The sequence below is a fragment of the Rugamonas violacea genome (genome assembly GCF_016461825.1).
Taxonomy (GTDB): domain Bacteria; phylum Pseudomonadota; class Gammaproteobacteria; order Burkholderiales; family Burkholderiaceae_D; genus Rugamonas.
This window is the reverse complement of sequence record NZ_JAEMNU010000084.1, coordinates 1-16,367: the sequence shown is the minus strand read 5'-3', so window position 1 is coordinate 16,367 and position 16,367 is coordinate 1. Positions and strand designations below refer to the sequence as shown.

Genomic DNA, 16,367 nt, shown 5'->3' with positions numbered 1-16,367 from the left:
CCGCGCCCTCGTCCGGCGGCGCGGCGCGGCGCGGCTGCGGCGGACGGCCGCCCTGCAATTTACTGCGGATGGCGAACATGACCAGGAAAACCAGGCCCAGCCAGAACAAGATACGTGTCATGCCATTCCCCGATGCAATACCACTTCAAACACGAACCGGCTGCCGACATAGGCCAGCAGCAAGGTGGCGAAACCGGCCAGGGTGAAGCTGAGCGCGGTCTTGCCGCGCCAGCCACGGAAGCGGCGGCCCGCCAGCAGGGCCGCGAACAGCAGCCAGGACAGCAGGGTGAACACCGACTTGTGGTCCCATTTCAGGGCCTGGCCAAACAATTGTTCGGAAAATACGATGCCCGACAGGACGGTCAGGCTGAGCAGCACGAAGCCGAAGCCGATCAGGCGGAACAGCAGCTTCTCCATCGTCAGCAGGGCCGGCAACTGGTCCAGCGCGCCGGCCAGGAAGCCGCCGCCGTCGCTGCGGGTGTGCAGGCGCGACTCCTGCAGCGCCATCAGCACGGCGTGGAAGGCGGCGATGGTCAGGCTGCTGTAGGCCATGACGGCGATGGCGATGTGCCAGCCGAACATGCCGGACTTGCCCTCCAGGGTCACCAGCACGCCGGGGAACAGCGCCTGCAGCGCCACCGCCAGCGCGGCGCTGGGCATGACCAGGCGGCGCAGGCCGTCCAGGCTGAGGTTGAGGTTTTCCACCCAGTAGGCGCAGACCGACACCCACAGCGCCGACGACAGCATGGTGGCGAAGCCGATGCGCAGGGTGCCGGGCGCCAGCACGTCGCACCACAGGGCGACACCGTGCACCAGCCAGGCCAGGCCGGTGACGGCGGTGATCGAGGCGCCCTGGCGCGCTGGCAAGAGGGCACAAACGAGGTACAGCGCGGCGGCTGCGATGAGAAGGATGGTCTGCATAGGCGAAGTTTACACCACAAGGACGGGATAGGGCGGGCCGCCGCGCGTTTTGCGCCGGCGCCGCCGCCCGGCCCGGCCCGTGGCGGCTCAATCGATGGCGGCGACGCGGATCTCGTCGTTGTGGTGGCGCTGCTGCTCTTCCATCACCAACTGGCCCAGCTCGCGCTTGAGGGCGTTGAACTCGGCCGAGGCCGGGTCGCGCAGGCGCGGCAGCTCGACCAGGATGTCGCGCTTGACCGTGCCGGGCCGGTAGGTCATGACGACGATGCGGTCGGCCAGGTAGATCGCCTCCTCGATCGAGTGGGTGACGAAGATGATGGTCTTCTTCAGTTCGGACCAGATGCGCAGCAGCTCGTCCTGCAGGTTGCGCCGGGTCAGCGCGTCGAGCGCGCCGAAGGGCTCGTCCATCAGCATGATCGGCGAGTCGAGCGCCAGCACGCGGGCGATGGCGACGCGCTGGCGCATGCCGCCCGACAGGTCCTTGGGAAAGCGCTGCTTGAAGTCGCCCAGCGACAGCATGGCCAGCAACTGGTCGACCTTGGCCGCGATGCGCGCCGGCGGCAGGCCCTTGATCTCCAGGCCGAAGGCGATGTTCTTCTCCACCGTCATCCAGGGGAACAGCGCGTACTCCTGGAACACCATGCCGCGCTCCGGACCGGGGCCGCTGACCAATTGGCCGTCGGCGTGGATGCGGCCCGACGAGGGCGGCGCGAAGCCGGCCACCGCGTTGAGCAGGGTCGACTTGCCGCAGCCGGAAGGTCCGAGCAGGCAGACGAACTGGCCCTGCGGGATCTCCAGGTTGATGTCCTTGAGGGCGACGACTTCGCGGCTGTCGGTCTTGAAGACCTTGTTGACGCCGGCGATGGTGATGTGGCTTGCGCTCATTGGTTCTCCAGACCGCGGTGCCAGCGCAGCAAGTGGTTGTTGAGTTGGTTCATGGCGACGTCGATGGCCAGGCCGATCAGGCCGATGCTGATCATGCCGGCGATGATCTTGTCCGACCAGAAGTATTCGCGCGCCTCCAGGATGCGGAAGCCCAGGCCGTTGTTGACGGCGATCATCTCGGAGACGATCACCACGATGAAGGCGGTGCCGATGCCGATGCGCACCCCCGACAAGATATACGGCACGGCGGCCGGCAGGATCACCCGCAGGAACATGGTCGAGCCGGAGGCGCCCAGGTTGCGCGCGGCGCGCAGGTAGATGCCGTCGACCTGGCGCACGCCGGCGATGGTGTTCATCAACACCGGGAAGAAGGCGCCCAGGGCGATCAGGAACACGGCCGGCGGGTTGCCCAGGCCGAACCAGAGGATCGACAGGGGGATGTAGGCGATCGGCGGAATCGGCCGCAGCAGTTGCACCAGCGGGTTGAGCCAGGCGTAGACGCGCGGCTGGGCGCCCATCGCCAGGCCCAGCGGCAGGGCCAGGCCGGCGCCGATGACGAAGCCGACCACCACCCGGTACAGGCTGCCGATGGAATCGGTGATCAGCTCGCCGGAGACGCTCCACAGCAGCCACGAGCCGGCCGCCGGGTCGTAGGGCTGCATCGGCAGCAGATAGGCGATCCAGCGCTGCAGCACCGCCAGCGGCGACGGCAGCACCTGGGGATTGACCAGGTCCAGCATGGCCGCCGCCTGCCACACGGCCACCACCACGACCGGCACGATCATGCCGACGCCGACCTCGCGCCACTTCGAATTTGCCATGCCCATCCTCCCGGCCGCTGTTGCGCGGCATGCGATAAGCGGCGCTTGCGGCGCCGCCTTTCTTATTAGTCGTACTTATATGTATGGATGCCGCGGCCGCGCCGCCGCCCGCTTATTTGACGTTCAGGCTTTTCTTGGCCGCGTCGAGCAGGTCGGTCTTGACCCAGTCGCGGGCCACCGGTGGCTTGCCCATCTTGCCGACGCCGGTCTTGACCATCACGTCGGTGGTGATCTGGATGTGTTCCGGGCTGATGTCGTAGGAGTACGGCGAGTTGCCGATGGCGTCGTCGAAATCGTCCTTGCTGATCTGGCCCTTGAACACCGTCTCGCGCACATACTTCTCGGCGATCGCCCGGTTGTCGATGAAGGTCTTGGTCGCCTCGACGAAGCAGCGCATGAACTTCTCGGCCACCGGCCGCTTGTCCTTGTAGAACTTCTCGGTCATCACCATGGTGCGGATCGGTTCGCCGATCGGCGTGTCGTAGGGCTTGACGATCTCGTTGCCGAAGCCCTTGTTGATGGCCTGCGAGGATTGCGGCTCGGACTGCATCATGGCGTCGATGTTCTTGCCCAGCAGCGCCTGGTTCAGGTCGGCGTAGGCGAGGAACACCAGTTGCACGTCCTTGCCCGGCTGGTCCGACACGCTCAGGCCGCTCTGCTGCAGCTCGGCCAGCAGCAGCACCTCCTGGATGCCGCCGCGCGTCACGCCGACCTTCTTGCCCTTCAAGTCCTTGACGCTCTTGAGCTTCAGGTCGCCGCGGCCGACCAGCCGCGCGCCGCCCTTGGCGAAGCCGGCCACGACGTAGATCGGCGCGCCGCCGGCGCGGCCGGAGATGGCCGCCTCGGAGGCGGTGGTGCCGACGTCGAGCTCGCCGGCGATGATCGCCTGCATCACGTCCAGCCCCTTGGCGAAAATATGCTCCTCCACCTTGATGCCGCATTTGGGGGCGATCTCCTTGATATAGGAGACGGCGCCGTAGTGGGCGAACTTCAGGTTGCCGAGGCGGACCACGTCCTGCGCCCGGGCCGCGCCGGCGGCCAACATCGCGGCCGACAGGGCGGCCAGGGTCAGGGTCTTGCCTATCGATTCAAGTTTCATCCGCTCGCTCTCCAAAGGGGTGGTGCAAAGATGCACAGATCATACCAAGCCCGGCCGCGCTTGCCTATCGCCCGGGAAAAGGCAGGGAGACGCAATCGCGCGGCATGGCGACATGGCGCGCCACAGCTGAGACCATAATACAAGACGGAAAATATTTTCAGAAAAATAATTGACTGTTGTTGCAGGCACCAGCCGCCGAGCGGCGGCGCCATGCCGCCGTGCCGGGCGGCGCGGCGGGCGGCGGCCGGCGGCCGGCGGTGCGCCGCCGGCCTACTCTCCCAGGTATTTGCCGTAGATGGCCCGGTAGCGCCCGCTCTTGCGCAGCTGCGCCAGGCCGGCGTTGAAGTCGTCGCGCAGTTGCGCGTCGCGGAACACCGGCCGGTAGTCGCGCGGGTCGGCGCGGGTGAAGGGGTGCTCGTCGACGGCCGGCATGACGAAGGCCGGGTCGAGCTGGCGCCGCTGCCACACATAATATTGGAAGACGGTGCGGTCGCTCAGCACCACGTCGTAGCGGCCCAGCGCCAGCAGCACCGGCTGGGCCTCCTGGTTGTTGCGCTCGACATAGTCGGGCGAGCGGCTCAGCGCGCCCAACCAGTCCGGATAGCGCTTGGCGGCGCCGACGAAGGCCATGATCGTGCGCCCGCGCAGATGCTCGGGCCGCTCGATGCGCAGCTGGCGCCGCTGCAGGGTGTAGAACACATTGTCGTACAACACCGGCGGCTCGGCGTAGTGGCCGCGCCCCGTCATGTCCTCGCCGACGTCCATCATGATGGCGTCGGTCTGGCCGCCGCGGTAGGCCAGCGTCAGGCGCCCCATCGGCAGGTACTGCGCCTGCAGCGTGTGGCCGCGCAGCGCCAACGCCTCGCGCACCACCTCGACTTCGATGCCGCCGTCCTGTTCGGCCAGGATGTAGGGCGGCAGGTTGTCGCCGAAGCCCATGCGCACGGTGGCCGCCGGCGCGGCGCCGCCGGCCAGGACGGCGGCCAGCGCCAACAGCCGCCAACACGGCACTCTGTTCATGCGCACTCCCGGGAAACCACTGCGACCATGGGGGAAATGATAACAGGACTGGCGGCGCCGGCGCGTCCCCGATGGGGTAAAATGGCGGCCATCGTCCGGCCCGCCGCCGGCTCCCACTCAGACAGATTGCAGGTTCCCCATGCTAGATAATCTTACCCAACGCCTCGCCAAGGTCGTCAAGACCATGCGCGGCGAGGCGCGCCTGACCGAGGCCAACACCGCAGAGATGCTGCGCGAAGTGCGCCTGGCCCTGCTCGAGGCCGACGTCGCCCTGCCGGCCGTGCGCGAGTTCATCGCCAAGGTCAAGGAAAAATCCATGGGCGAGGAGGTCATCTCCTCGCTGACGCCGGGCCAGGCCTTGGTCGGCGTGGTGCAGCGCGAGCTGGCCGCCATCATGGGCGCCGACCTCGGCCCCGAGGCGGCCCAGCTCAGCTTCGCCCAGCAGCCGCCGGCGATCATTTTGATGGCCGGCCTGCAGGGTGTGGGTAAGACCACCACCGTCGGCAAGCTGGCCAAATACCTGCAAGAGGAAAAGAAGAAGAAGGTCTTGACCGTCTCGGCCGACGTCTACCGTCCCGCCGCGATCGCCCAGTTGCAGGCGGTGACCGCCCAGGTCGGCGCCGACTTCTTCCCGTCGAGCGCCAGCGACAAGCCGGTCGACATCGCCCTGGCCGCGCTGGACTGGGCCAAGAAGCACTACCACGACGTGCTGATCATCGACACCGCCGGCCGCCTCGGCATCGACGAGGAGATGATGCGCGAGATCGCCGCCGTGCACGCCGCCGTCAAGCCGATCGAGACCCTGTTCGTGGTCGACGCCATGCTCGGCCAGGACGCCATCAACACCGCCAAGGCCTTCAACGACGCGCTGCCGCTGACCGGCATCGTGCTGACCAAGCTCGACGGCGACGCCCGCGGCGGCGCCGCCCTGTCGGTGCGCCACATCACCGGCAAGCCGATCAAGTTCGCCGGCGTGTCGGAGAAACTCGACGGCCTGGAGGCCTTCGATCCGCAGCGCATGGCCAACCGCATCCTCGGCATGGGCGACATCATGGCCCTGGTCGAGGAGGCGCGCAAAGGCGTCGACACCAAGGCGGCGGCCGAACTGGCGCAGAAGATCAAGGTCGGCGGCAAGTTCGACATGAACGACTTCAAGGCCCAGCTGGGCCAGATGAAAAAGATGGGCGGCATGGCCAGCCTGGTCGACAAGCTGCCGGCCCAGTTCCAGCAGGCCGCCGGCGGCGCCAACATGGACCAGGCCGACAAGCAGGTGCGCCGCATGGTCGGCATCATCGACTCGATGACGCCGCAGGAACGCGCCAAGCCGGAACTGATCAAGGCCACCCGCAAGCGCCGCATCGCCACCGGCGCCGGCGTCCAGGTGCAGGAAGTGAACCGCATGCTGACCCAGTTCGAGCAGATGCAGACAATGATGAAAAAGCTCTCCGGCGGCGGCATGATGAAGATGATGCGCTCGATGAAGGGCATGATGCCGGGCATGCGTTAAGCGTCTTTGCGCCCGCCCCATGAGGGCGGCGGCAAGCCCGACGACACCGCCCCGCAGCCCCTGCGCGGCGGTGTTTTTTCGTGCAAAAGCCCGGGCCCATGCCCTTTCCCGGTGCATGGCTGTGCGGCGACCCTGATTTACGTGGCGTTTGCGGGAAAAATAACGAAAAACACTTGCATCCACGGTAAATCCCCACCAATATTAGCCGTGCGATCAATTGCGCAATTTTCCATGTGTTCGTTAAGGAGGCTCGAAGATGGCAACAGCCAAAAAAACCCCAGCAGCAGAACCAGCTAAGAAGGCCGCGGCAGCCAAACCCGCAGCCGTGAAAAAAGCAGCACCAGCCAAACCAGCCGCAGCCAAAAAAGCCGCTCCTGCGACGCCGCGCAAGCCGAACGCCGCTTTCATGAAAGAGATGACGCCGTCCGCCGTGTTGGCCGCAGTCGTTGGCGCCACGCCGCTGCCGCGCACCGAAGTGACCAAGAAAGTCTGGGACTACATCAAAAAGCTCGACCTGCAAGATCCGGCCAACCGCCGCATGATCAATGCCGACGACAAGCTCAAAGCAGTATTCGGCGGCAAAGCCCAAGTGTCCATGTTCGAAATGACCAAGCTCATTTCCGACCACCTGAAATAATCGCGGCGGCCTGCCGGCCGCGCGGAAGTGCCCCCATCGCGACGCGACGGGGGCATTTTTTTTCGTCTGATGGTTTTGGCCGCGCCAGGCGCGCGGCGCCGGCAACTACAGCGCCTTGATCTTCCAGTTGTTCCACGCCGCCAGCACGGCGTTGGGATACTCCGGCCGGCCACGGCTGCCGTTGTAGCGGCCCAGGGCGAGGAACAGGTTGCCCGCCTCCATGTCGATGTACATGCGCAGGATGGCGCAACCGTAGCGTAGATTGGTCTGCATGTCGAACAGGGCGCGGCGGTCGCGGTCGCCGATCACGTTGGTCCAGAACGGCATCACCTGCATATAGCCGCGCGCCCCGACCATCGAGACGGCGTATTTGCGGTAGGCCGATTCGACCTGGATCAGGCCGAGCACCATGGCCGGATCGAGGCCGGCGCGCTTGGCCTCGTACCAGGCGGTGGCGAGGAACTCCTCGCGCACCTGCCGGTCCGGCAGCTTGCGCTGCAGCCGCTGCGACATCTGCGTCAGCCAGCCCTGGTAGCGCAGCCGTTCGGCCTGGTTGGCGAAGGCCGGCCGCGGCGGACTGGCGTCGCGGATCGCGTTCGACAGCGCCAACCGCACCGCGTCGGCCAGCGCCTCCTCCTTCTGGTTGCCGGCCCGCGCCGGCGCGCACAGCAGAACGCCGGCCAGCGCCAGCGCCAGCAACGGCGCCAGCGCGCGGGCGGCGGGAACCGCGCGCGTCATCACTTCTGCATCTTGCCCTGGACGAAGGCGATGATGTCGGCCAGCGGCACGGCGCTCGCCTCGGTGTCGCGGCGGCCCTGGTATTCCAGGTTGCCGTCCTTCAGACCGCGCTCGCCGATGACCACGCGATGCGGCACGCCGATCAATTCCCAGTCGGCGAACATGGCGCCCGGACGTTGGCCACGGTCGTCGACGATGACGTCGATGCCGGCCGCCTGCGCGTCGGCGTAGAGCTGCTCGACGGCCTGCTTGACCATCTCGCTGCGGTCCATGCCCATCGGGCACAGCACCAGCTCGAACGGCGCCAGCGCGGTCGGCCAGATGATGCCCTTGTCGTCGAAGTTCTGCTCGATCGCCGCGCCCAGGATGCGGGTGATGCCGATGCCGTAGCAGCCCATCTGCAGCGGCGCCGGTTTGCCGTTCTCGTCGAGGAAGGTGGCCTTCATGCTCTCCGAGTAGGCGGTGCCGAGCTGGAACACGTGGCCCACCTCGATGCCGCGCTCGATCGCCAGCACGCCCTTGCCGTCCGGCGAGGCGTCGCCCTCGACGACGTTGCGCAGGTCGGCGACGACGGCCGGCTCGGCGACGTCGCGGCCCCAGTTGGCGCCGGTGTAGTGGAAGCCGGCGTCGTTGGCGCCGCAGACGAAGTCGGCCAGGTTGGCGACGCTGCGGTCGGCCACCACGGTGACCGGCGCCTTGGTGCCGATCGGGCCCAGGTAGCCCGGCACGCAGCCGTAGACCTCGAGGATCTCGGCCTCGGTCGAGAAGCGGTGCGTGGCCAAGCCGGCGACCTTGCCGGCCTTGATCTCGTTGAGTTCATGGTCGCCGCGCAGCAGCAGCATGAAGTACTGCTTGGCGATCTTGCCGTCGGTTTCGGTCTCGGCGGTCAGCGCGATGGTCTTGACGGTGCGGCTCAACGGCAGGCCCAGCTGGGCGGCCACCTGTTCGCACTTGGTGGCGTCCGGCGTGGCGGTCTTGACCAGGTCGGCGCCGGCGGCGGCGCGCGGCGCGACCGGGGCGACCGCCTCGGCCGCCTCCATGTTGGCGGCGTAGTCGGAGTCGGGACAGTACACCAGCGCGTCCTCGCCGGTGCTGGCGATGACGTGGAACTCGTGCGAGCCGGAGCCGCCGATGGCGCCGTTGTCGGCCGCCACGGCGCGGAAGCGCAGGCCGAAGCGGTTGAAGATGCGGGTGTAGGCGTCGAACATCACCTGGTAGGAAGCCTGCATGCCGGCCGCGTCGCGGTCGAAGGAGTAGGCGTCCTTCATGGTGAACTCGCGGCCGCGCATCAGGCCGAAACGGGGCCGGCGCTCATCGCGGAACTTGGTCTGGATGTGGTAGAAGTTCAGCGGCAGCTGGCGGTAGGACTTGATCTCGGTGCGCACCACGTCGGTGATGACCTCCTCGGAGGTCGGCTGGAAAGCGAATTCGCGGCCATGGCGATCCTTCAGGCGCAGCAGTTCGGCGCCCATCTTGTCCCAACGGCCGGTTTCCTGCCACAGCTCGGCCGGCTGGACCAGCGGCATCAGCAGCTCGATGCCGGCGGCGCGGTTCATCTCCTCGCGCACGATGGCCTCGACCTTGCGGATCACCCGCAGGCCCATCGGCATGTAGGTGTAGATGCCGGAACCGAGGCGTTTGATCATGCCGGCGCGCATCATCAACTGGTGGCTGACGATTTCGGCGTCGGACGGCGCTTCTTTAAGCGTGGAAATAAAAAATCGGGAGGCGCGCATAACGGTGAATTCTTTTTAAAAAGAGAGGGTTATAATCAACCTAATTTTAAAGGATTAGCTGGCTGATGCGTCCATACTTTATACAAATGCGATCAATTGATGGCGTTCCGGCCATTTTCGTACCCCGAAAATGCTGCCGGCGCGCGGATTTGTGGGCAAAAATATAAGAGGGACGCGCTGTCGCAGAAAGTTTGAGGTGCAATATGCTCGACCGTGAAGGGTTTCGGCCCAACGTCGGCATCATCCTGCTCAACGCCCATAACGAGGTGTGGTGGGGCAAGCGGGTGCGCGAGCACTCATGGCAATTTCCGCAAGGCGGCATCAAATACGGAGAAACGCCGGAACAGGCGATGTACCGCGAGCTGGAGGAGGAGATCGGACTACGACAGGAGCACGTCAAAATCGTCGGCCGCACGCGCGACTGGCTGCGCTATGAGGTTCCCGACCACTTCATCAAACGCGAGATCCGCGGCCACTACCGGGGCCAGAAGCAGATTTGGTTCCTGTTGCGCATGTGCGCGCGCGACAACGACGTCAATCTGCGGCTGACCGACCACCCCGAGTTCGACGCCTGGCGCTGGCACGACTACTGGGTGCCGCTCGACGTGGTGATCGAGTTCAAGCGCGAAGTCTACCAGCGCGCGCTGCAAGAGCTGTCGCGCTTCCTGACCTGGCCGGCGCACGGCAACGGCAGCGGCAACGGCCACCACCGCCACACCGCGCGCTACCTGCGCCAGCCGCACGGCCCCAAGCCGGCGGCCGAAGCGGAAGCGGAGGCGCATCCGGCGACGGAAGTCTGCGCGCCGGAGGCCGAGCCGCAACTGGTCTTACCGGCCAAGAGCAGCGGCTGAGCCGGTGCACGACGCCGCAATGGAAAAAGGGCCGGATCAGCAGATCCGGCCCTTTTTCCATTGCGCCGCACCATCGCGTGCCGGCAGCCAAACCCGGCCGGGTCAGCCCGGCCGGGGTCAGCGGCCGGGGTCAGCAGCGGCCGGGGTCAGCGGCCGGGGTCAGTGCCGACATTCGGACACGAACTCAGCAGTAAATTGATGAGCTTCGCCACATTCGTCTCCAGCCACGCCCATGGCACAGGCACTATGGTTGAGGCCGTGTCCGAATGTCGGCACTGACCCCGAGGGCTTGGTTGAGGCCGTGTCCGAATGTCGGCACTGACCCCGAGGGCTATGGTTGAGGCCGTGTCTGAATGTCGGCACTGACCCCGAGGGACTGACCCCGAGGGAGGGGGGGGGGTTAGACGATGCGGCAAGCCTCGGCGAAGCTCAGCCGTGGCGCGCGCGGACGCACCTTGCCCGGCTCGCCATAACCCAGGCTGCAGACGAAGTTGGCGCGCACCGGCGTGCCGTCGAAGAAGGCGGCGTTGAGCTTGTCGGCGTCGAAACCGGACATCGGGCCGCAGTCCAGGCCGATGGCGCGCGCCGCCATGATCAGGTAGGCGCCCTGCAGCGAGGAGTTGCGGAAGGCGGTGTCGGCGATCGACTTCTCGTTGCCAACGAACCAGGCGCGGGCGTCCACCGCCGGCGACAACTGCGGCAGCTTCTCGTAGAACTCCATGTCCATGCCGACGATGACCGTCACCGGCGCCTGCTCGACCTTGGCTTGGTTGCCCGGCGCCATGCACGGCAGCAGCCTGGCCTTGGCCTCGGCGCTCTTGACGAAGACCAGCCGCGCCGGCGAGGAATTGGCCGCCGTCGGCGCCCACTTGAGCAGGTCGAACAGGTGTTCCAGCTGGGCGTCGCCGACTTCGCGCGGCTGCCAGCCGTTGTGGGTGCGCGCGGCGTAGAACAGGGTGTCGAGGGCGGTGTCGTTGAGCATGTCGGCTCCAGGAAATGGTGGTTAAAGGAGAGAAATACCCGCCTAGCCTACACATTTTGTCGAGGAGGTACAATGACGCCTGCCTTTTCTCCACGATACCGCCATGTTCACACCCTCCTCCGACGACGTGCGCCGCTTCTTCTGCGACGCCTACCGCAAGCACCACGCCAAGGAAATCCTCAGCCCGATCGAGGCCATGGCGGCCGACTGGATCGTCCAGCACCCCGAATACGACGAGGCGCTGCGCGACGTCGAGGCGGCGCTGGCGCGCGACTATTCGGTCGAGGGCGGCCAGGCCAACCCCTTCCTGCACCTGTCGATGCATCTGTCGATCAGCGAACAGCTGTCGATCGACCAGCCGCGCGGCATCCGCGCCGCCTGCCAGGAGCTGGCGCGCCGGCTCGACTCCGAGCACGCCGCCCACCACGAGGTGATGGAATGCCTGGGCCAGATGATCTGGACCTCGCAGCGCGCCGGCCTGCCACCGGACACCGAAAGCTACGTCGAGGCGGTGCGGCGCCGCGCGCGCGGCTGAGCAACGGTCCCGCGGATTGTCGGGGCGCACACAAAACCCAAGGACGCCAACTGGGGTCGGACCCCGCAGGGTCCGACCCCGGCTCTACGCCGCCGGGTGGTTTGATCGCCGCCGACGCCTCGACGGACATAAAAAAAGCCACGCTAGCGTGGCTTTTTGTTCACAAGCGAGGCCGTCGCCGTTCAGCGATGGGTCGCCAGCGTGGTCGGCAGGCTGTGCAGATAGGCCGCCAGATCCTTGATGTCCTGGTGGCTCAGCGGTTTGACCTGCAGGGTCATGGTGCCGTCGTTGCGGCCGTTGGCGCCGTCGCCGCGCTTGTAGGCGGTCAGCGCGTGCTCCAGATAGTCCTTGTGCTGGCCGGCCAGCTTCGGATAGTCGGGCGAGATCGGCGAGTTGAAGTCCTTGCCGTGGCAGGTGGCGCAGGTGTACTTGTCGGCCAGCTCCTTGCCTTTGGTGATACTGCCACCGGCGACGGCCGACAGCGATACGGCGGACAGGAACAGCGCGGTCATCAATTTTTTCATCGTGGTCTCCCTCATTTCGCCGCGGTGTGTTGGGCAGGCTGCTGCGAATAGTAGGCGGCGATATCGGCCATGTCCTGGTCGGACAGGCTGCCGGCGATGCCCTTCATCGACGGATGCTTGCGGTCACCCTTTTGATAGGCCTTCAAGGCCTTCTCGATATACTTGGCCGACTGGCCACCGATCATTGGCACCTGGAACACTTCGGGGAAGGTCGCCTTGTAGCCCGGGATGCCATGGCAACCGATGCACATTTCAATCTTTGCCGGGGCGGCCTTGGCGTCCCCAACGATATCTGCCGCGAAAGCGACATTGGCGACGCCGGCGAGCACGAGAAGTGCGTAGATTTTTTTCATGGTGGTGGCAAACTCAATTAATGGTAATCGGAGACCGCTTTTATGGCAAAAACTTGACATTTGCTCTATCAATCTTCGATTCTAACTCAATTGCAATCGCAGAGTCCACATGGAATCTGGCTCCCCCGGCCCCGCCGGCGCGCTGCGCCGGGGGGCGGTTCTGGCATATACTCGGCCTAACTTCCACACTAATAGAGATACACCCTTATGCACGCTCAACCAGGCCAAGGCCACCGCTTCCAGGGTTCCGACAACTACGTCGCCACCAATGACTTGAAACTGGCCGTGAATGCGGCTTTGACGCTACAACGGCCGCTGCTGATCAAGGGCGAGCCGGGCACCGGCAAGACCATGCTGGCCGAGGAAGTGGCGGCGGCGCTGAACATGCCGCTGATGCAGTGGCATATCAAATCGACCACCAAGGCGCAACAGGGCCTGTACGAATACGACGCGGTGTCGCGTTTGCGCGACTCCCAGCTGGGCGACGAGCGCGTGCGCGACATCCACAACTATATCGTCAAGGGCGTGCTGTGGCAGGCCTTCACCGCGCCCGAGCCGGTGGTGCTGCTGATCGACGAGATCGACAAGGCCGACATCGAGTTCCCCAACGACCTGCTGCGCGAGTTGGACCGCATGGAGTTCTACGTCTACGAGACGCGCGAGATGGTCGTCGCCACGCACCGCCCGCTGGTCATCATCACCTCCAACAACGAGAAGGAGCTGCCCGACGCCTTCCTGCGCCGCTGCTTCTTCCACTACATCAAATTCCCCGACAAGGACACGATGGAGCAGATCGTCGCCGTGCACTACCCGAACCTGAAGAAGGAGCTGCTGGCCACCGCGCTGCAGACCTTCTACGAGGTGCGCGACGTGGCGGGACTGAAGAAAAAACCGTCGACCTCCGAATTCCTCGACTGGCTCAAGCTGCTGCTGGCCGAGGACATTCCGGCCGAGGCGCTGCGCAGCCAGGACAGCAAGGCCGTGGTGCCGCCGCTGCACGGCGCGCTGCTCAAGAACGAGCAGGACGTGCACCTGTTCGAACGCCTGGTCCACATGTCGCGCACCAACCGCTGACGCCATGCTGATCGACTTTTTCTTCACCCTGAAAGACGCCAAGATCCCGGTGTCGATCAAGGAGTTCCTGACCCTGCTCGAAGCGATGCAGAAGAACGTCATCGCGCCGTCGATGGACGATTTCTACTACCTGTCGCGGCTGACCATGGTCAAGGACGAGGCCCACTTCGACAAATTCGACCGCGCCTTCGCCCAGTACTTCAAGGGCATCAACGCCGCCTTCGACACCAACGGCGCGATCCCGCTCGACTGGCTGGTCAAGCGCATGCAGCGCGAGCTGAGCGAGGAGCAGAAGGCGCAACTGGAGAAGTTCGGCTACGACAAGCTGATGGACCGCCTGGCCGAACTGCTCAAGGAGCAGAAGGAGCGCCACGAAGGCGGCAGCAAGTGGATAGGCACCGGCGGCACCTCGCCCTTCGGCAACGGCGGCAGCAACCCGGAAGGCGTGCGCATCGGCGGCAAGGGCGGCAACCGCACGGCGGTCAAGGTGTGGGAGGCGCGCGCCTACAAGGACTACGACACCGAGCGCGAGCTCGGCACGCGCAACATCAAGGTGGCGCTGCGCCGCCTGCGCAAGTTCGCCCGCGAAGGCGCCGAGGACGAGTTGGCGCTCGACGCCACCATCCGCGCCACCGCCAACAACGCCGGCTTCCTCGACATCAAGATGCGGCCGGAACGGCGCAACAAGGTCAAGGTGCTGATGCTGTTCGACGTCGGCGGCACCATGGACGACCACATCGAGCGCACCGAGGAGCTGTTCTCGGCGTCGAAGACGGAGTTCAAGAACATGGAGTTCTTCTACTTCCACAACTGCGTCTACGACTACATGTGGAAGAACAACCGGCGGCGCAACTCGGAGCGTTTTCCGACCTGGGACATCCTGCGCAAGTACCCGCCGGACACCAAGCTGATCTTCGTCGGCGACGCCACCATGAGCCCCTACGAGATTTTGCAGCCGGGCGGCTCGGTCGAGTACAACAACGAGGAAGCCGGCGCCGCCTGGCTGGCGCGCTTCACCGCCGCCTTCCCCAAGTTCGTCTGGCTCAACCCGGAGCCGGAGCAGTTGTGGCAGTACCGCCAGTCGGTATCCATCATCCGCCAGTTGATGAACAACCGCATGTACGGCTTGACCATCAGCGGGCTGGAACAGGCCATGCGCACGCTGAGCAAATAGCCGGCGCCGGTGCCGGCCCGCTAGAGCTGGGCCGGCAGCAATCCCAGCACGATCTGCAACGACAGGCCGGCCGCCATCGCCGTCAGCGCCAGCAGACGGATGGTGCGGCTGCCGCGCCGCGCCCGCGCCAGCCGCTGGCAGCGGTCCGGTTCGCGATAGGCAATGGCGCGCTGGCGCCCGAAATTCACATGTGCATGCATATGCCCTCCCTACTGATGTTATCGAAACGACCAGCTTACCAGCGGCCGTTCCAAAGTGGTGTAAAAGCTGCGCTCGCGCCGTATAAGCGGCGTAAAAATGTCACAAGCGGGTCATTTCCCTTCGGGAATTTCCCGTCGAGCTGATAAAAATACTTCAACTGTTTCTGGACCATTTGATATAAATGCAAGTGTCACAGATATCATATTACAGGCCAAAAATTCACCATTCCTGCCATCAGAACCTGGACGAAACTATCAACTTGTATGTAAATATTTATCATATACTGGTTAGATACGAACTCACTTGGACTGCTTTGGCATGCATCCCCGGACCGCCAGATGCACATAGCAAAGATGTCCACGCAACAGGAAAGGTAAGCATGCCGGACACTACAGCACTCGCCGACTACATTCGCTATCAGCTTACCAGCTTGAATGCTAAGAACAGGCATCATGACTTCGAAGAGATGTGTTACCAGTTTGCACGTCAAGCCATTTCGCCAAATTTCCTTCCCGCAACTGGTCCCGTTAGCAGCGGGGGCGATCAAGGACGTGATTCCGAAACTTTCCAATCGATCACGCAATTTGCCCCCCCAGTTGGATCAGCTTGGGGGTTCGCTGATGGGCGAAAGGCAGTTATTGCATGCTCGCTTGAGAAGCGTTTCAAATCAAAGATCGAAAGTGATATCAAGAAGATTTGCGAAAGCAACAGACCGGATTTTATCTACTTCTTTTCAAACCAAGACATTCCAGTCGCAGCACGACATAAGCTTCAAGCATGGGCATTGGAGACTTTCGACGTCCAACTTGAAATCTTTGACGCCCTCGCGATTTCTGACCAGCTAACAAGGTTCGAACTTTTCTGGGTTGCTCAGTCTTATTTGAACATCCCATCTGAAATGTATCCACGTACTCACAATGATGAGAATCAAAAGTACAACCAGCTTTACTCTAAATGGGTTAAGGAAAAGCGCGCACCTTGTACTTTCTCGGATTTTTCGGAAGTCAAAATCGGAGTACGTAAGGCTACATTCAATAATGATCTGAAGGTGGATCTCATAGAATGGATCAAAGTACTTAACTCTTTTCCAACCGCAAGCCCCGCGATTCTGCTTCGACGCTGCAAGTATGAGATTTGCGTTGCTGCGCTACGTGGCCTTGGCGACCTCGACCAATTCACCCATCTGGTTGAGGCCTACTTTAATGCATAGGTTTACACCACGCCGTTATACACAAGTCCGGACCGTCGTGCGCTTGGCCGAAAAATCCGTTTACATTCAATGAGTTGCGGCCGCCCTTGTAAACTTGGC

General features: G+C 64.2%; 18 protein-coding genes. 7 read left to right on the top strand and 11 right to left on the bottom strand.

Annotated features, from left to right (window positions below; genetic code table 11):
* Window positions 1-117 precede the first annotated feature (117 nt).
* The 5 genes from H7U20_RS17470 to H7U20_RS17450 form a co-directional block, all read right to left on the bottom strand.
* Complete coding sequence (locus H7U20_RS17470) at window positions 118-921, bottom strand: cytochrome C assembly family protein (protein ID WP_199760429.1); 804 nt, start codon at window positions 919-921, stop codon at window positions 118-120.
* Window positions 922-1,008: 87 nt separating this feature from the next.
* A complete protein-coding gene (locus H7U20_RS17465) occupies window positions 1,009-1,806 on the bottom strand; it encodes an ABC transporter ATP-binding protein (RefSeq protein WP_199760428.1) in 798 nt (265 codons plus the stop codon).
* Complete coding sequence (locus tag H7U20_RS17460; RefSeq protein WP_199760427.1) at window positions 1,803-2,627, bottom strand: ABC transporter permease; 825 nt, start codon at window positions 2,625-2,627, stop codon at window positions 1,803-1,805. The genes H7U20_RS17465 and H7U20_RS17460 overlap by 4 nt, the downstream gene beginning before the upstream one ends.
* A 112-nt stretch (window positions 2,628-2,739) precedes the next feature.
* Window positions 2,740-3,726 carry an ABC transporter substrate-binding protein gene (locus H7U20_RS17455; RefSeq protein WP_199760426.1) on the bottom strand — a complete coding sequence of 329 codons (987 nt, stop codon included), beginning with the start codon at window positions 3,724-3,726 and terminating at the stop codon, window positions 2,740-2,742.
* Window positions 3,727-3,996: 270 nt separating this feature from the next.
* Window positions 3,997-4,746 (bottom strand): substrate-binding periplasmic protein, encoded by a 750-nt coding sequence (locus H7U20_RS17450; RefSeq protein WP_199760425.1) that lies wholly within the window; start codon window positions 4,744-4,746, stop codon window positions 3,997-3,999.
* Between the two features lie 139 nt (window positions 4,747-4,885).
* Here H7U20_RS17450 and ffh point away from each other — a divergent pair, with 139 nt between their 5' ends.
* Window positions 4,886-6,253, top strand: a complete 1,368-nt coding sequence (ffh, locus tag H7U20_RS17445; RefSeq protein ID WP_199760424.1) for a signal recognition particle protein — start codon at window positions 4,886-4,888, stop codon at window positions 6,251-6,253.
* Between the two features lie 256 nt (window positions 6,254-6,509).
* Window positions 6,510-6,890 (top strand): SWIB/MDM2 domain-containing protein, encoded by a 381-nt coding sequence (locus tag H7U20_RS17440; protein WP_093382548.1) that lies wholly within the window; start codon window positions 6,510-6,512, stop codon window positions 6,888-6,890.
* 105 nt (window positions 6,891-6,995) lie between these two features.
* Here the strand turns inward: H7U20_RS17440 and H7U20_RS17435 are convergent, their stop codons facing one another.
* Both H7U20_RS17435 and H7U20_RS17430 read right to left on the bottom strand, forming a co-directional pair.
* On the bottom strand, window positions 6,996-7,628 hold the full coding sequence (locus H7U20_RS17435; RefSeq protein ID WP_199760423.1) for a lytic transglycosylase domain-containing protein: 633 nt from the start codon (window positions 7,626-7,628) through the stop codon (window positions 6,996-6,998).
* Window positions 7,628-9,364 carry a proline--tRNA ligase gene (locus H7U20_RS17430; protein ID WP_199760422.1) on the bottom strand — a complete coding sequence of 579 codons (1,737 nt, stop codon included), beginning with the start codon at window positions 9,362-9,364 and terminating at the stop codon, window positions 7,628-7,630. The genes H7U20_RS17435 and H7U20_RS17430 overlap by 1 nt, the downstream gene beginning before the upstream one ends.
* A 203-nt stretch (window positions 9,365-9,567) precedes the next feature.
* On the opposite strand from H7U20_RS17430, the gene H7U20_RS17425 reads away from it, so the two are divergent.
* Complete coding sequence (locus H7U20_RS17425; protein ID WP_233410853.1) at window positions 9,568-10,215, top strand: RNA pyrophosphohydrolase; 648 nt, start codon at window positions 9,568-9,570, stop codon at window positions 10,213-10,215.
* A 400-nt stretch (window positions 10,216-10,615) separates the two neighbouring features.
* Here the strand turns inward: H7U20_RS17425 and H7U20_RS17420 are convergent, their stop codons facing one another.
* A complete protein-coding gene (locus H7U20_RS17420) occupies window positions 10,616-11,197 on the bottom strand; it encodes a malonic semialdehyde reductase (RefSeq protein WP_199760421.1) in 582 nt (193 codons plus the stop codon).
* Window positions 11,198-11,300: 103 nt separating this feature from the next.
* Between H7U20_RS17420 and H7U20_RS17415 the strand changes: the two genes are divergently transcribed.
* Window positions 11,301-11,732: a DUF1841 family protein gene (locus H7U20_RS17415; RefSeq protein ID WP_099418584.1), complete on the top strand. Its 432-nt coding sequence runs from the start codon at window positions 11,301-11,303 to the stop codon at window positions 11,730-11,732.
* Between the two features lie 182 nt (window positions 11,733-11,914).
* On the opposite strand, the gene H7U20_RS17410 is transcribed toward H7U20_RS17415, so the two are convergent.
* Both H7U20_RS17410 and H7U20_RS17405 read right to left on the bottom strand, forming a co-directional pair.
* Window positions 11,915-12,256, bottom strand: coding sequence for a c-type cytochrome (locus tag H7U20_RS17410; protein WP_199760420.1), 342 nt, complete (start codon window positions 12,254-12,256; stop codon window positions 11,915-11,917).
* 11 nt (window positions 12,257-12,267) lie between these two features.
* On the bottom strand, window positions 12,268-12,609 hold the full coding sequence (locus tag H7U20_RS17405; protein ID WP_199760419.1) for a c-type cytochrome: 342 nt from the start codon (window positions 12,607-12,609) through the stop codon (window positions 12,268-12,270).
* A 207-nt stretch (window positions 12,610-12,816) separates the two neighbouring features.
* Between H7U20_RS17405 and H7U20_RS17400 the strand changes: the two genes are divergently transcribed.
* Together H7U20_RS17400 and H7U20_RS17395 are read left to right on the top strand one after the other, a co-directional pair.
* On the top strand, window positions 12,817-13,683 hold the full coding sequence (locus H7U20_RS17400) for an AAA family ATPase (protein ID WP_199760418.1): 867 nt from the start codon (window positions 12,817-12,819) through the stop codon (window positions 13,681-13,683).
* Window positions 13,684-13,687: 4 nt separating this feature from the next.
* A complete protein-coding gene (locus H7U20_RS17395; RefSeq protein ID WP_199760417.1) occupies window positions 13,688-14,857 on the top strand; it encodes a vWA domain-containing protein in 1,170 nt (389 codons plus the stop codon).
* A gap of 20 nt (window positions 14,858-14,877) precedes the next feature.
* Here H7U20_RS17395 and H7U20_RS17390 read toward each other — a convergent pair whose 3' ends face one another.
* Window positions 14,878-15,057 carry a hypothetical protein gene (locus H7U20_RS17390; protein ID WP_199760416.1) on the bottom strand — a complete coding sequence of 60 codons (180 nt, stop codon included), beginning with the start codon at window positions 15,055-15,057 and terminating at the stop codon, window positions 14,878-14,880.
* Between the two features lie 380 nt (window positions 15,058-15,437).
* Here H7U20_RS17390 and H7U20_RS17385 point away from each other — a divergent pair, with 380 nt between their 5' ends.
* Window positions 15,438-16,268 carry a hypothetical protein gene (locus H7U20_RS17385; RefSeq protein ID WP_199760415.1) on the top strand — a complete coding sequence of 277 codons (831 nt, stop codon included), beginning with the start codon at window positions 15,438-15,440 and terminating at the stop codon, window positions 16,266-16,268.
* The last annotated feature ends 99 nt before the right edge of the window (window positions 16,269-16,367 follow it).